The following is a 13,063-nucleotide window of genomic DNA, read 5'->3' on the forward strand; positions in this document are numbered from 1 at the left end:
ATGCCACCGTTTTTGTATGCACTCGCCTGTCTTGTCTTCATTGTCACTCCTGCGATTGCCGCGCCCTGTCCCGACTGGCCCACTGAACGCGCCCGGACCGAGATCACCGCGCTGCAACAGCAAATCGACACCTGGGACGACAGTTATCACCGCCTCGGCCAATCGCTGGTGGCCGACGAATTGTATGATCAATCCCGCACACAGTTGGGCCAGTGGCGCCGCTGCTTCAACCTCGCAGCGCCCGACGATCCGCTGCGCTCAACGGGCGGGAAGGTACTGCACCCCGTGGTCCATACCGGCCTGGAAAAGCTGAAGGACGCCGACGCCGTGGGGGCCTGGCTGCACGGTCGGGAGGACGTCTGGGCCCAGCCGAAAGTCGACGGCGTGGCGGTAACCCTGGTCTATCGCAAGGGTCGCCTGCATCAGGCAATCAGCCGTGGCGATGGCGTCCTCGGACATGACTGGACCACCAATGCGCGCAAGATCGGCGCCATCCCGCAACAACTGCGCCAGCCCATAGACCTGGTCGTCCAGGGCGAGTTGTACTGGCGCCTGGAGGCTCATGTCCAAGCCAGCAGCGGCAGCGTGAACGCCCGCGGGACCATGGCAGGCTTGATGGCACGCAGCAATTTGACGGTGCACGATGGGGTGTATATCGGCCTGTTTGTCTGGGACTGGCCGGAAGGGCCGGAGACCCTGCCCGAGCGAATGGCCGCGCTGGACGCGTTGGGCTTCGCTGACACCCTCGACTACAACCAACCTGTGCGGACATTGGTCGATGCAGAGCAGTGGCGCGATCACTGGTACCGCACACCGCTGCCATTCGCCAGCGACGGGATCGTCCTGCACCAGAGCCGCCGCCCACCCGCCGACCGCTGGCAGGCCAGGGCGCCATTCTGGAGCGTAGCCTGGAAATACCCGTATGCCCAGGCGCTGGCCGAAGTGCGCAAAGTGCACTTCAAGGTCGGGCGTACCGGGCGCATCACGCCCGTACTGGAGCTTGAACGCATCCGGCTCGACGACCGGTGGATTCGCCGGGTAAGTGTCAGTTCCCTCAAGCGTTGGGAGGAGATGGACATTCGCCCCGGCGACCGGGTCGCTATCAGTCTGGCCGGGCTGACCATCCCGCGGCTCGACAGCGTTGTGCTGCGCAGCGTCGAGCGGCAGGACCTCAACGTCCCTGCGGCAAGCGATCATCACTTCCTGAGTTGCTGGCAAGCGACGCCCGGCTGTGAAAGCCAGTTCCTCGCACGCCTGAACTGGCTCAGCGGCAAGCACGGGCTCGCCCTGCCCCATGTCGGCCCCGGCACCTGGGAAAAACTCCTGGCTGCCGGTCGACTCCACGGATTGCTGGATTGGTTGACCCTTGATGCCGCCGAGCTTGCTAACATTGACGGCTTCGGCGAACGCAGTAGCAACCGCCTGCTCGCCAGCCTGGACAGCGCCCGGCAACGCCCTTTCGGGCAATGGCTCAAGGCCCTGGGCCTGCCGCCCGCGGGTGAGGCCCGGCTGGAAGGGCCGTGGCAGGTGCTGGCCGAGCGCAATACTGAACAATGGCAAGCCGAGGCCGGCATCGGACCGGGACGCGCCGCGCAACTGAGCGCATTTTTTCGCGACCCGCAGGTGCTGGCCTTGAGTGACGAACTACGCTCCGCCGGGGTCGACGGTTTTTAATCCGGGCCCTGTGTGGTTGAACCCAAGGGGCAAGCATGCGTTCCAACAGCGCATCTGTACCGACCGCTCGCGATTTTTTACGGAGTTGCTATGAATTTCCTGTCCCCCGTTGCCCTGCTGGTTTTATGCAGCGCCATGGCCGCCCCTTTGATGGCGGACGAGCAAACCCCGGAGCTCACTGGCTGCGCGGCCAAGCGCCAGGGCATCATCAACCAGATCGAACTGGCCAAGTCCCGTGGCAACCAGGACCAGCAGGCAGACCTGGAAACCGCGTTGAGTGAAGTCACCAGCCATTGCACCGATGCATCCCTGCGCAAGGAGCGTGAAAACAAGGTGCTTGATGCCAAGCACGAGGTCAGCCGGCGTCAGGCCGACCTGGAAAAGGCCATGAAGAAAGGCGACGCCGAGCGGATCAACAAACGCAAGGACAAGCTGGCGGCCTCCCGCAAGGAACTGCAGGAAGCGGTGGATGAGTTGGATAAGTGAACATTGAAAAGATCGCGGGCTCCTACAGGTTGAATGCGACCCCCTGTAATTGGAGCTGGCGAAGCCTGCGATCTTTCAAGACATGTCAATGATCCCGAAACTCCTTGTGACAGGCACTGCACGCATCCTCGACCTTTTGCACCGCCGGCCCCAAGTAACTGGCCTTGTAGGGTTGGACGTTGCTGGCAATCACCAACTCACCGGTAGCGGCTTCAAGGTTGCGGGCCAGCTCCTGGAAACGCGCCTGCTTTTGCCAGACATCATCCAGGGCGCTGGTGTGGTCTTGTTCGCGCACCTGCGGGAAGTGTTTCCACGGTTCATGGGAGAGTTGATCCAGTTGCGTCGCTCCCTCGGCGAATCGTGCGCCATCGAACGGGACTCGACCGCGCAACATGCCGCCCAACTCTTCGTTGGTCTTGAGCATCTGCTTGAAGATCGCCTTGCGCTGGCCAAGGGGAGAATTGGGATCGACGCCGCCACAGGCGGACAACATCAGGCAGGCCAGCACGGCCATGGAAAATCGTTTTACAAACATCTTGGCCTCGGGGCAGGAAACGGCAGTTAGTATCCTCGGGTCATCGGTAAAGACCAATGCCCCTATCAACAATACGGGTTGTTCGAGCGCCTGACAGCGTCCGAATGACCGCAAAGGAAATCTTCATGAACAGCCGCATCAAGACCTGGCACAAAGGCCTGGCATTGACCCTACCGCTGATCGCACTGTTGGCCGGTTGTAATCGCGGCGAAAAGGTCGAAGAACCTCAGACCCATGCCCTTGCCACCTATGTCAGCGCACCGTGGGAGGCGTTGCCGTCGGTGTCCGATGCAGACCTGCTGGCCGGTTTCGGCTCCTGGCGCAGTGCCTGCACCCGGCTCAAGGCCGATGCGACCTGGGGCCCGACCTGCGCGGCAGCGGCCAATGTGCCGCAAACCCCACAGGATGTACGCAACTTCCTGAAACAGAACCTGGACGTCTATGGCCTGCGCTCGGGGGACAACAGCCCCAACGGCCTGATTACCGGTTACTACGAGCCGGTCTACCCCGGCAGCCTCACCCAGACCGCCACGGCGAATATCCCGGTCTACGGTGTGCCGGAGGACATGATCATTGTGTCGCTGGACAGCATTTACCCTGAGCTCAAGGGCAAACGCCTGCGTGGCCGCCTCGAAGGCCGGGTGCTCAAGCCATACGACGACGCGGCCACCATCGAAACCAACGGGGTGAAGGCGCCGGTCATCGCCTGGCTGACCGACCCCATGAACCTGCAGTTCCTGCAAATCCAGGGTTCGGGACGTATCCGACTCGCCGATGGCCGCCAACTGCGCATCGGTTATGCCGACCAGAACGGCCACCCTTACCGCCCCATCGGGCGCTGGCTGGTTGAACAGGGCGAGCTGAAGAAAGAAGACGTGACCATGGGCACCATCAGTGCCTGGGCCAAGGCCAACCCGAACCGTATTCCCGAATTGCTGGGCAGCAACCCCAGCTACGTGTTCTTCAACCGTAACCCCGACAGCAACGAAGGCCCGCGAGGCTCGCTGAATGTTCCGCTGACCGCCGGCTACAGCGTGGCGGTGGACCGCAAGGTGATTCCGCTGGGCAGCCTGCTCTGGCTATCCACCACGCGCCCTGACGGCAGCACCTTGAACCGGCCCGTCGCCGCCCAGGACACCGGCGGTGCAATTGCCGGCGAAGTACGCGCGGACCTGTTCTGGGGCACGGGCGAGGCGGCCGGGCAACTGGCCGGGGACATGAAGCAACAGGGCCAGATCTGGATGCTCTGGCCCAAGGGCATGGCGTTGCCGCAAGTGCCGCAGGTGGCGAATGCGGTTACCGCCAATCCCTAGGGTCTCAATCGCGAGCAAGCTCGCTCCCACATTGGATCGGTGTGTACACAAAATATGTATCACTGAGATCAACTGTGGGAGCGAGCTTGCTCGCGATGAGGCCAGCAAAAACACCGAAAACCGAAACCAGGCTCAGACCGAAATAAAGAAGAAACTCAAGACCAACCCCACCCCCACGAACCACATCAGCGAACGTAGAGTCGCCCAGTCAGCCAGGTAGCAAATGATGTAGAGCAGGCGACTGGTGATGAACAGCACTGCCAGCACATTGATGGTCACCAGCTCGGCATTGCCGGCCAGGTGCGCGACGATCACGGCGGCGGCAAAAAACGGGCTGATTTCAAAGCTGTTCAGTTGCGCGGCGTATGCCCGCCGAGGCGCACCTTCGAGTGAGTCCAGAAAGTCCCGAGGGTCGTGGTTATCTGCCAGCCTGTATCGTCCACCGATCTTGGCAATGGCGACGCACAGGTAAGGCAGGAGAAAGGCAATCAAAATACACCACAGGGCAACCGTCATTGACGCAGTTCCTTCTTTGAGTTTTATAGAAAATCGCGAGCTCGGGTGTCGGTCAGAACTTCATCACCAGCATGCCAACCAATACCAGCCCGCAGGCTAAGAGCCGCGGCAAGCCGAAAGGTTCTTTCAGGTAACGCATGCCGAACAGCACCACCAGGATCACGCTGATCTCCCGCAGCGCCGCCGCTTCGGCGATCGAGCCCAGTTGCATGGCCCACAGCACCAGAGCGTAGCTGAACAATACACAGAATCCGACTGCCAACCCCAACCACCACTGCTCACGCCAGAACCGCATGAATGCCGGCCGCTTGCTCACCAGCGCCAGTAACGGGAAAGGCCAGGCACTGAGCAACGTGACCCAGACCAGGTAATCCAGCGGATGGGGCCAACGCCGCAAGGCGTGGCCGTCGATAAAGGTGTAGCAACCGATGCACAGGCCGATCAGCGCCACCACCGGCAACATCGACCAGGGCAGCCGCTCGCCACCACCGCCCTGCCACAACAGGCAAAGCATGCCGAACGGGATCAGCAAAATGCCGATGACCTGTTGGGTCGTCAGCGCCTCACCGGCAAAAATAAACGTCAGGGCCAGCACCACCAGCGGTGACAGGCCACGCATCAGCGGATAGACCAGCCCCAGGTCACCGACCCGATAAGCCTGGATCAGCAAATAGCGATAGAGCAGCTCGAACGCCGCCGACGCGAGGATCCACGGCCAGATCTCCAATGGCGGCCATGCCACGAAACCCAGTGCCAACGCGACGAACAGCAACGCGACGCTGTCCATGCACGCCACCACCAGCAAACGCTCGCCACTGAACTTGATCAGCGTATTCCACGCCGCATGCAACAGCGCCGCGACCAACACCAAGGCCGTTGCAAGCACGGCACTCTCCTTGTCCCCGATCCTACGATCATCGGGCTCATGAATTGATTCGCTATCGTTTATACTGCAAACCGACCACGCCGCACTCAGTTGCGCATACACCTATTCCAATAATCTCGCTGTTGCCCGCTCACTCGAATGGGGGCGCCGGCATGCGTATGCCTGATCAGAGCGTCAAGACTACAGACAGAGACCTTGCGCATGCCACTCGCTTTGCTTGCTTTGGCCGTTGCCGCTTTCGGCATCGGCACGACTGAATTCGTCATCATGGGTCTGTTGCCCGATGTCGCCCGGGACCTGGCCGTAAGCATCCCCCAGGCCGGGCTGCTGATCACTGGCTACGCCCTGGGCGTGGTGTTCGGCGCGCCGATCCTGGCGATTGGCACCGCCAACATGCCGCGCAAGGCCACGCTGCTGGGCATGACCCTGATGTTCATCCTCGGCAACGTGCTCTGCGCCCTGGCGCCGAACTACGCCACGCTGATGGCCGCCCGGGTCATTACTGCGCTGTGCCACGGAGCGTTCTTTGGCATCGGTTCGGTGGTGGCGGCCGGGCTGGTGGCGCCGAACAAACGGGCCCAGGCGATTGCCATGATGTTCACCGGCCTGACCCTGGCAAACGTGCTGGGCGTGCCGCTGGGCACGGCTTTGGGGCAATACGCCGGGTGGCGTTCGACGTTCTGGGCGGTATCGGTGATCGGCGTGATCGCCGCCATCGCCCAATGGGTCTGGCTGCCCAAGGAGATCCCCATGGAGAGGGCCAACCTGGCCAGCGAGTTCAAGGTGCTGGGCAAGGTCAACGTGTTGCTCGCCTTGGGCATGAGCGTACTGGCCTCCACCAGTTTGTTCAGCGTGTTCACCTACATCGCGCCAATCCTGCAGGACATCACCGGTGTCAGCCCCCACGGCATCACCGTCATGCTGCTGTTGTTCGGTGTCGGCCTGACGGCGGGCAGTTTCCTCGGCGGACGCCTGGCGGACCGGCGCCTGCTGCCTGCGCTGGTGGCCATGGCCCTGGCCGTGGTGCTGGTGCTGGCCGCGTTCAGCCAGACCAGTCGGTCGGTGATTCCGGCGGCAATCACCCTGGTGCTGTGGGGCATCTTCGCCTTCGCCCTGTGCCCGATCCTGCAACTTCTGATCATCGACCAGGCCCACGAAGCCCCAAATCTTGGTTCCACACTCAACCAGAGCGCATTCAACCTGGGCAACGCAGCCGGGGCCTGGATGGGTGGGTTGGTGGTAGCCAGCGGTGCCGACCTGGCGGATCTACCATGGACCGGAGCAGCGGTCGGCGGCCTCACGGTATTGACCGCCTTGTTCTTCATTCATCGGCAACGACGCCTGGCGGCAGTCGCTGTTTGAGGCCTGGGAAATCGGCCCCGCCAATGAGCGAATGGGTGGCACTTTCAGTAGGACATTTCCCCCGCCCGTGCGGGTTGTTTTACCTCCCATCCAGAAGCCTTGCTCCAGAGCGCTTTCAGTGAAGTCCGCCGGTTGCTGTTCGCAGCCGGCGGATGTTTGTCCAATTGAGTCGCAACGCAATATGGCTGCAGATTTTGCTTAGAGTTCGGCCCCCAACGGGTACATGGAACGAACCAGAATGCTAGCCTCCATCTCGCAAAAATCTCTCTCTCATCGCTCTTTCGAGCACACAACCCAGATCGCAAAACAAGCGAATCCTGGAGACGACTGCCGATTGGTCGACTACGCGACAGACCGGTCGATCTCCATCGTTTGACATGGCAACGGTAGCGTCGAAGTCACTATGAATCGCCCCACCATTAGCGACCTAATCCTCAGTGGCGGTGGCGCAAAGGGAGTGGCCTATTCCGGACTCATCAAAACCCCCGAAGCCAACGGCCTCATGGGCAATATCAGAACGACTTCTGGTTCCTCCGCAGGAGCCATATCGGCCGCTTTGCTCGCCAGCGGCATGAATCATGCGGGCTTCGACAGGATCTCTGACGACATTTCCCTCGTTTCCTTGCTCAACAGTACCAAGCCTGACGTTTCAGCCAGACAAGATGGGTGGTCTAAGTTGGGCGAGAAACTGAAAAGCCTCCCGCTGGCGCAATTGCTGTGTGATTTGCTACCACGCCTGGGCTCCAAGGGGATGCCACTGGAGGAGCTGATCAGGAAAGAATCCTGCACGGCACTTTTGCAGCATTGCGCCGAAGCAGAGGCGACACTTTCCGGGGAAGCCCGACAGGTCGTTGACAATGTACAAGAGAAAGGATTCGTCACCTTTGCCGACCTGGCGGTCCTGAGCAAGGAGCCATCCGGAAGCTGAAGGAGGCGCGCAGCCAAAAGGCGTTCAACGACGCACTTGAGCGGGTCATCGCGAACTACAGGTCGCGCTACACGGGGATGCTTGGGCCCAAGTCGAAAACCCTTGAGGCACTGCACAACATGCAGTTCAAATAACCGCCACTCACGCCGGGAGCCTGGGATCAGGTTTCCGCCTACTCCGAGTCGATGCGCTGCGCTGTCTTATCCGAGTGCTTATCTTGGGGCTGGCCGACTTCGCTGCGGATCTGCGCGTGACTGATCAAGGCGAAGATGAAGCTCCCGCCGACGATATTGCCTGCCAACGTCGGCCCGGCGAACACCATCCAGAAATCCTCCCAGGACAACTGGCCGGCGAACACCAGGTACGACACTTCGGCCGAGCCGACGACGATGTGAGTGAAATCCCCGAGCGCCATGAGGTAGGTGATCAGGATAATGATCCACATCTTGGCGCTTTCCATGGACGGGATCATCCAGACCATGGTGGCGATCATCCAGCCAGAGATGATGCCCTTGGCGAACATCTGGCCGGTGTCGTTTTCCATGACCTTGCGACCGATTTCCAGGAAAGCCTGGTCGGTGCGCTGATCGAAGATCGGCAGGTGCAACATGACGTAGGCCACCAGCAAGGTGCCGCACAGGTTACCCACCAGCACCACGCCCCAGAGCCGCAACAGCCGGCCGAAGTTGCCCAGCGTGGGCTTGCTCATGATCGGCAACACGGCGGTCAGGGTGTTTTCTGTGAACAACTGCTGGCGGGCCAGGATCACCGCGAGAAAGCCGGCGCAGTAACCGAAACTGGCAATCACCTTGAAGGCTTCGCCCTCCGGCAATCGGGCATTGAGCAGCCCCATCGCCATCAGCGACAGGCCCATGGTCAACCCCGCCGCCAGGGCCGACCACCAGAGCGCGGCGATACTGCGCTCCAGCTCCTGATTGCCCTGGGTGCGGATGATTTCGTGCAGCACCGCAGCTCGCGGTGGCTGGTTGCGGTCGACTTCGTGCTGTTCCTGAGCCGAAAGGTCGGGGGTCTTGCCTTCTTCATGAGTGTCCATACAGCTCCTGAACCCGTGGCGTGATGTACCTACGACACGCGGCGATCAGCGCTGTTCAGTGGCGACCTGGACATACATGTGGGAGCGGGCTTGCTCGCGATGGCAGCGCCGCCGATCTCACTTGACCACATCATCCTTGAACTGATCCTTGACGTATGTGATCTCGGTCCGTCCATGGGGCGCGGGCAAGCCGTCTTCGCCAAGGTTGACGAAGACCATCTTCTCCACGGTCAGGATGCTCTTGCGGGTGATTTTGTTGCGCACCTCGCAGGTCAGCGTGATGGAAGTACGACCAAACTCGGTGGCTGTGATGCCCAGTTCGATGATGTCACCCTGGCGCGAAGCGCTGACGAAATTGATTTCCGAGATGTACTTGGTGACCACGCGCTGGTTGCCGAGCTGGACGATGGCGTAGATCGCCGCCTCCTCGTCGATCCAGCGCAACAGACTGCCGCCGAACAGCGTGCCGTTGGGGTTGAGGTCTTCGGGCTTGACCCATTTGCGGGTGTGGAAATTCATGATCACTCCTGAGTGTCTGGCCGTTGGATCGCTGCATCATGGCAGACCGCACGGTCTGGCTCTACGTCGCGGCCCCTATAACGGTCATCGGCAATTTCGATTTGCCGACAGAAACCCTTTTGGAAGATCCGATTAGCCCGTTATAATCGCCACCGCTTTACCGGTCCACGCTTTGGACCGTCCCGCCACCTGTCCGAGGGGCGCTGCAGCAGGCTCGACCTGTCAGGCTCGGATGGGGCGTTGTTTGTACGGGGCTACCCGCACGGACACTAAACGCACAACGGCGCCCATTCGCATACATTACGAATGGAGGCTCTTCATGAGCGCTGTTATCACGCCTGCCGCTTTTACCGACTACAAAGTCGCCGACATGTCCCTGGCTGCCTGGGGCCGTCGCGAAATCATCATCGCCGAATCCGAAATGCCAGCCCTGATGGGCCTGCGCCGCAAGTACTCTGGCGAACAGCCATTGAAGGGCGCAAAAATCCTCGGCTGCATCCACATGACCATCCAGACCGCCGTGCTGATCGAAACCCTGGTTGCCCTGGGTGCCGAAGTGCGCTGGTCGTCCTGCAACATCTTCTCGACCCAGGACCAGGCCGCTGCCGCCATCGCCGCCGCCGGCATCCCGGTATTCGCCTGGAAAGGCGAGACCGAGCAAGAGTACGAGTGGTGCCTGGAGCAGACCATCCTCAAGGATGGCCAGCCGTGGGACACCAACATGATCCTCGACGACGGCGGCGACCTGACCGAGTTGCTGCACAAGAAGTACGCAGCCGTGCTGGAAAACGTCCACGGCGTGACCGAAGAGACCACCACTGGCGTGCACCGCCTGCTGGACATGCTGGCCAAGGGCGAACTGAAGATCCCGGCCATCAACGTCAACGACTCGGTGACCAAGAGCAAGAACGACAACAAGTACGGCTGCCGTCACAGCCTCAACGACGCCATCAAGCGCGGCACCGACCACCTGTTGTCGGGCAAGCAGGCGCTGGTGATCGGCTACGGTGACGTGGGCAAGGGCTCGGCCCAGTCCCTGCGTCAGGAAGGCATGATCGTCAAGGTCTCCGAAGTCGATCCGATCTGCGCCATGCAGGCTTGCATGGACGGTTTCGAACTGGTTTCGCCGTTCATCGACGGGATCAACGACGGCACCGAGGGCAGCATCGACAAAGCCCTGCTGGGCAAGATCGACCTGATCGTGACCACCACCGGCAACGTCAATGTCTGCGATGCCAACATGCTCAAGGCCCTGAAAAAGCGCGCCGTGGTCTGCAACATCGGTCACTTCGACAATGAAATCGACACCGCCTTCATGCGCAAGAACTGGGCATGGGAAGAAGTGAAGCCGCAGGTCCACAAGGTGCACCGCACCGGCACTGGTAGCTTCGACCCACAAAACGACGACTATCTGATCCTGCTGGCCGAAGGCCGCCTGGTTAACCTGGGCAACGCCACTGGCCACCCAAGCCGCATCATGGACGGCTCGTTCGCCAACCAGGTCCTGGCCCAGATCTTCCTGTTCGGCCAGAAATACGCCGACCTGTCGCCGGCCCAAAAAGCCGAGCGCCTGACCGTGGAAGTACTGCCCAAGAAACTCGACGAAGAAGTGGCCCTGGAAATGGTCCGCGGTTTCGGCGGCGTGGTCACCCAGCTGACCAAGCAACAGGCTGACTACATCGGCGTCACCGTCGAAGGCCCGTTCAAGCCGCACGCTTACCGCTACTGATCGGCGCTGCTCCCCCTGCGGGAGCGGGCTCTCTTGTGGGAGCGAGCTTGCTCGCGATGCAGACACCTCGACTCAGCTGTCAGACCGAGGCGATGCCAATCGCGAGCAAGCTCGCTCCCACACAAGCCCGCCTCTCAAGGTCTGTGCAGGCTTCTCCGGCTTACGAGTTTCCAAGGATATGACCATGTCCCAAGACCGTCGCTACAGCTTCGAGTTCTTCCCGACGAAGACCGATGCTGGGCATGAAAAACTGATCGCCACTGCCCGTCAGCTGGCCAGCTACAACCCCGACTTCTTCTCCTGCACCTATGGCGCTGGCGGTTCGACCCGTGACCGCACCCTGAACACCGTGTTGCAGCTCGAAAGCGAAGTCAAAGTCCCGGCCGCCCCTCACCTGTCCTGCGTGGGCGACAGCAAGGACGACCTGCGCAACCTGCTGACCCAGTACAAGGCCGCCGGCATCAAGCGCATCGTTGCCCTGCGCGGCGACCTGCCGTCAGGCATGGGCATGGCCAGCGGCGAGCTGCGCCACGCCAACGAACTGGTGAGCTTCATTCGTGAAGAAACCGGCGATCACTTCCACATCGAAGTGGCTGCGTATCCGGAAATGCACCCCCAGGCGCGCAATTTCGAAGACGATCTGCGCAACTTCGTACGCAAGGCCAACGCTGGCGCCAGCAGCGCGATCACCCAGTACTTCTTCAACGCCGACAGTTACTTCTACTTCGTCGAGCGCATACGCAAGTTGGGCGTCGACATTCCTGTCGTACCGGGAATCATGCCGATCACCAACTACAGCAAGCTGGCGCGCTTCTCCGACGCGTGCGGTGCAGAAATCCCACGCTGGATCCGCAAGCAACTGGAAGCCTACGGCGACGACTCCTCCAGCATCCAAAGCTTCGGCGAGGAAGTCATCACGCAAATGTGTGAGCGTCTGCTGCAAGGCGGTGCACCGGGGCTGCATTTCTATACCCTTAACCAGGCCGAACCCAGCCTTGCGGTATGGAACAACCTCAAGCTGCCGCGCTGAATGACTTAATGCCGCGGTACAAAGAGGCCTTGGCGAACACCAAGGCCTTTTTCATTCAGTGATCGAGCCCTACCCTGCAATGCGCTGGCATCGGTGATTGCCGCCGAGCCATCCATGAACACCGCAGGCAGGCAAAGGGCGACTGAGGCGCAGGCCAGAGCGCTCTAGCTATTTGATGAGCTCTCGTCGTAACCTCAGGCCATGCCCGTCATTGTCCAACTGCTGACCGCCCTTCTTTTCCTGTGCCTGAGCATGACTGCCCGGGCCGAAAAGTTGCGCATTGTCACCGAACCCTGGGCCCCGTACGTCTACGAAGAGAACGGCAAGATGCTCGGCCTGGACTACGAAACCACGGCCATTGTGTTCAAGCGCCTGGGTATCGATGTGGAATGGCAGTTCCTGCCGTGGAAGCGCTGCCTGGCGATGCTGGAGCAAGGATTGGCGGACGGTGCGCTGGACATTTTCCACAGCAATGAACGCGATTCCATGCTGCTTTACCCCAGCGAACCGCTGTCGGACGTGGAGTTCGTGATGTTCTACGCCAATGCCCGACCCCACCCGTTCCGCACGCTCGATGACCTGAACGGCCTGACCGTCGGCACCTCGCCCGGCTATCTGTACAGCCAGGCCTTCAGTGAGTCGACGCTGTTCGCCCGTGAAACCGCGCCCACCCACGAAGCCAATTTCGGCAAGCTGCAACTGGGTCGGATCGACCTGCTCATCACCGACCGCAGGGTCGGCCGACATGTGGTCGAACAAATGCAGTTGGGCGACCAGATCACCGAAAACCCGATAGTCGTGAGCCGTCAAAGCCAATATCTGGCGGTGCGGCGCAGTGCTGGGATGGATTTGCTGGTGCAACGCTTCAGCGCCGAACTCAAGCGCTTCAAGCGCGAACCGGCCTATGCCGAACTGAGCGCCCGCTACGGCGCAGGCCCAGCGGCCAAGGTCACCTCGCCCGGCCAGGGTAACGTTGAAATAAACCGTTGAGCAGCAGGAAAGCGGCGCGCGGCGTTTGCTCTGTTATACTC

12 protein-coding genes, 1 pseudogene and 1 riboswitch are annotated in these 13,063 nt (G+C 61.0%); of the genes and pseudogenes, 8 read left to right on the top strand and 5 right to left on the bottom strand.

What is annotated here, in order from left to right; all coding sequences use genetic code 11:
* Together ligB and HU749_RS27890 are read left to right on the top strand one after the other, a co-directional pair.
* Positions 1 to 1,674, top strand: coding sequence for an NAD-dependent DNA ligase LigB (ligB, locus tag HU749_RS27885; RefSeq protein ID WP_186649222.1), 1,674 nt, complete (start codon positions 1 to 3; stop codon positions 1,672 to 1,674).
* A 90-nt stretch (positions 1,675 to 1,764) separates the two neighbouring features.
* Entirely contained in the window at positions 1,765 to 2,160 is a 396-nt protein-coding gene (locus tag HU749_RS27890) for a DUF1090 domain-containing protein (protein ID WP_186649224.1), read from the top strand.
* A gap of 85 nt (positions 2,161 to 2,245) precedes the next feature.
* Here the strand turns inward: HU749_RS27890 and HU749_RS27895 are convergent, their stop codons facing one another.
* A complete protein-coding gene (locus HU749_RS27895) occupies positions 2,246 to 2,695 on the bottom strand; it encodes a c-type cytochrome (RefSeq protein ID WP_053182683.1) in 450 nt (149 codons plus the stop codon).
* Positions 2,696 to 2,820: 125 nt separating this feature from the next.
* On the opposite strand from HU749_RS27895, the gene mltA reads away from it, so the two are divergent.
* Positions 2,821 to 4,008, top strand: coding sequence for a murein transglycosylase A (gene mltA / locus HU749_RS27900; RefSeq protein WP_079302947.1), 1,188 nt, complete (start codon positions 2,821 to 2,823; stop codon positions 4,006 to 4,008).
* Positions 4,009 to 4,140: 132 nt separating this feature from the next.
* Here mltA and HU749_RS27905 read toward each other — a convergent pair whose 3' ends face one another.
* Both HU749_RS27905 and HU749_RS27910 read right to left on the bottom strand, forming a co-directional pair.
* The gene (locus HU749_RS27905; RefSeq protein WP_186649226.1) at positions 4,141 to 4,524 is read right to left on the bottom strand and encodes an MAPEG family protein; all 384 of its coding nucleotides are present in this window, start codon (positions 4,522 to 4,524) and stop codon (positions 4,141 to 4,143) included.
* A gap of 52 nt (positions 4,525 to 4,576) precedes the next feature.
* Complete coding sequence (locus HU749_RS27910) at positions 4,577 to 5,410, bottom strand: EamA family transporter (RefSeq protein WP_186649228.1); 834 nt, start codon at positions 5,408 to 5,410, stop codon at positions 4,577 to 4,579.
* A gap of 201 nt (positions 5,411 to 5,611) precedes the next feature.
* On the opposite strand from HU749_RS27910, the gene HU749_RS27915 reads away from it, so the two are divergent.
* Both HU749_RS27915 and HU749_RS27920 read left to right on the top strand, forming a co-directional pair.
* Positions 5,612 to 6,772, top strand: a complete 1,161-nt coding sequence (locus HU749_RS27915; protein WP_095963485.1) for an MFS transporter — start codon at positions 5,612 to 5,614, stop codon at positions 6,770 to 6,772.
* Positions 6,773 to 7,175: 403 nt separating this feature from the next.
* The gene (locus tag HU749_RS27920; RefSeq protein ID WP_176167051.1) at positions 7,176 to 7,700 is read left to right on the top strand and encodes a patatin-like phospholipase family protein; all 525 of its coding nucleotides are present in this window, start codon (positions 7,176 to 7,178) and stop codon (positions 7,698 to 7,700) included.
* A gap of 172 nt (positions 7,701 to 7,872) precedes the next feature.
* Here the strand turns inward: HU749_RS27920 and HU749_RS27925 are convergent, their stop codons facing one another.
* Both HU749_RS27925 and HU749_RS27930 read right to left on the bottom strand, forming a co-directional pair.
* Complete coding sequence (locus HU749_RS27925; protein WP_046063261.1) at positions 7,873 to 8,754, bottom strand: formate/nitrite transporter family protein; 882 nt, start codon at positions 8,752 to 8,754, stop codon at positions 7,873 to 7,875.
* Between the two features lie 117 nt (positions 8,755 to 8,871).
* Positions 8,872 to 9,273, bottom strand: coding sequence for an acyl-CoA thioesterase (locus tag HU749_RS27930; protein WP_014340639.1), 402 nt, complete (start codon positions 9,271 to 9,273; stop codon positions 8,872 to 8,874).
* Between the two features lie 189 nt (positions 9,274 to 9,462).
* Positions 9,463 to 9,569, top strand: a riboswitch (S-adenosyl-L-homocysteine riboswitch).
* Positions 9,570 to 9,592: 23 nt separating this feature from the next.
* On the opposite strand from HU749_RS27930, the gene ahcY reads away from it, so the two are divergent.
* The 3 genes and pseudogenes from ahcY to HU749_RS27945 form a co-directional block, all read left to right on the top strand.
* Positions 9,593 to 11,002 (top strand): adenosylhomocysteinase, encoded by a 1,410-nt coding sequence (ahcY, locus tag HU749_RS27935; protein ID WP_014340640.1) that lies wholly within the window; start codon positions 9,593 to 9,595, stop codon positions 11,000 to 11,002.
* Positions 11,003 to 11,186: 184 nt separating this feature from the next.
* The gene (metF, locus tag HU749_RS27940) at positions 11,187 to 12,032 is read left to right on the top strand and encodes a methylenetetrahydrofolate reductase [NAD(P)H] (RefSeq protein ID WP_186649230.1); all 846 of its coding nucleotides are present in this window, start codon (positions 11,187 to 11,189) and stop codon (positions 12,030 to 12,032) included.
* Positions 12,033 to 12,233: 201 nt separating this feature from the next.
* Positions 12,234 to 13,044 (top strand): annotated as a pseudogene (locus tag HU749_RS27945) (substrate-binding periplasmic protein); the annotation flags it as partial.
* Positions 13,045 to 13,063 lie beyond the last annotated feature (19 nt).

The organism is Pseudomonas ogarae (genome assembly GCF_014268695.2).
Taxonomy (GTDB): Bacteria; Pseudomonadota; Gammaproteobacteria; order Pseudomonadales; family Pseudomonadaceae; genus Aquipseudomonas; species Aquipseudomonas kilonensis.